Source organism: Pedobacter vanadiisoli (assembly GCF_042684385.1).
Taxonomy (GTDB): domain Bacteria; phylum Bacteroidota; class Bacteroidia; order Sphingobacteriales; family Sphingobacteriaceae; genus Pedobacter; species Pedobacter vanadiisoli.
On record NZ_JBHULL010000020.1, the window covers coordinates 1 to 829 of the forward strand.

The window sequence follows — 829 nt, forward strand, 5'->3', positions numbered from 1 at the left end:
TGGCACTGTTGCAAAGTTAGCGATGAGGCAGCCTTTTGTCTTATTCAAAGGCCTTACATTTCAAAAACTCTGCTTACCAGGCGCATTTCGCCCAGGGGATCACCATAATAAAATGCTGAGGCCTGGCCTTTGCGTAGTGCACGCATCACCTCAATACCTTTGATGGTGGCGTAAGCCGTCTTCATGGATTTAAATCCCAGCGTGGCGCCGATTATCCGTTTCAGTTTGCCATGATCGCATTCAATCACGTTGTTCCGGTACTTAATCTGTCGGTGTTCAACGTCAGACGGGCACCGGCCTTCGCGTTTGAGCAGAGCAAGCGCGCGACCATAGGCGGGCGCTTTATCCGTGTTGATGAATCGCGGGATCTGCCACTTCTTCACGTTGTTGAGGATTTTACCCAGAAACCGGTATGCAGCTTTGCTGTTACGACGGGAGGAGAGATAAAAATCGACAGTGCGGCCCCGGCTGTCGACGGCCCGGTACAGATACGCCCAGCGGCCATTGACCTTCACGTAGGTTTCATCCATGTGCCACGGGCAAAGATCGGAAGGGTTACGCCAGTACCAGCGCAGCCGTTTTTCCATTTCAGGCGCATAACGCTGAACCCAGCGGTAAATCGTGGAGTGATCGACATTCACTCCGCGTTCAGCCAGCATCTCCTGCAGCTCACGGTAACTGATGCCGTATTTGCAGTACCAGCGTACGGCCCACAGAATGATGTCACGCTGAAAATGCCGGCCTTTGAATGGGTTCATGTGCAGCTCCATCAGCAAAAGGGGATGATAAGTTTATCACCACCGACTATTTGCAACAGTGCCTATAATAC

1 protein-coding gene is annotated in these 829 nt (G+C 52.0%); it reads right to left on the reverse strand.

Translation table 11 applies throughout. The features are described from left to right. Positions 1-53 precede the first annotated feature (53 nt). A complete protein-coding gene (locus ACFSR6_RS17515; RefSeq protein ID WP_001067855.1) occupies positions 54-758 on the reverse strand; it encodes an IS6-like element IS26 family transposase in 705 nt (234 codons plus the stop codon). Positions 759-829: the final 71 nt, after the last annotated feature.

Bases quoted from the DNA above. Each gene is read 5' to 3' on its own strand.
- ACFSR6_RS17515 (WP_001067855.1), bottom strand. From the start codon at position 758: ATGAACCCATTCAAAGGCCGGCATTTTCAGCGTGACATCATTCTGTGG.